We start from the raw sequence: 240 nt of genomic DNA, 5'->3' as shown, positions 1-240 counted from the left end.
GCGCTCGAGCGCACCACCGCCGGCGCGCAGCGCCAGCTCGCGGCCATCGACGGTCAGCGAAGGCACGCCGACCAGGCCGCGCACATCCGACAGGCCCAGCGCCAGGTAGGGCTGGCCGTAGACGCGCCCGTCGGCGGCGGCATACGGCATCGGCGCGAAGGTCGCGCGCACTTTCGCCTCCCAGGTGTAGACCGGCACCCGGAACAGGCCGATGCGCCGTTCCGAGGGCAGCAGCCGGCC

At 75.0% G+C, this 240-nt stretch carries 1 protein-coding gene; it reads right to left on the bottom strand.

What is annotated here, in order from left to right; all coding sequences use genetic code 11:
* Positions 1 to 240, bottom strand: a 240-nt coding sequence (locus SB822_RS60470) for an inner membrane CreD family protein (RefSeq protein WP_410859569.1), incomplete at both ends; no start/stop codon positions are given.

This window comes from Paraburkholderia sp. SIMBA_054, from assembly GCF_046534875.1.
Taxonomy (GTDB): domain Bacteria; phylum Pseudomonadota; class Gammaproteobacteria; order Burkholderiales; family Burkholderiaceae; genus Paraburkholderia; species Paraburkholderia hospita.
Note: the sequence above shows the minus strand (reverse complement) of the source record. Positions and strands in the feature narration are given on the sequence as shown.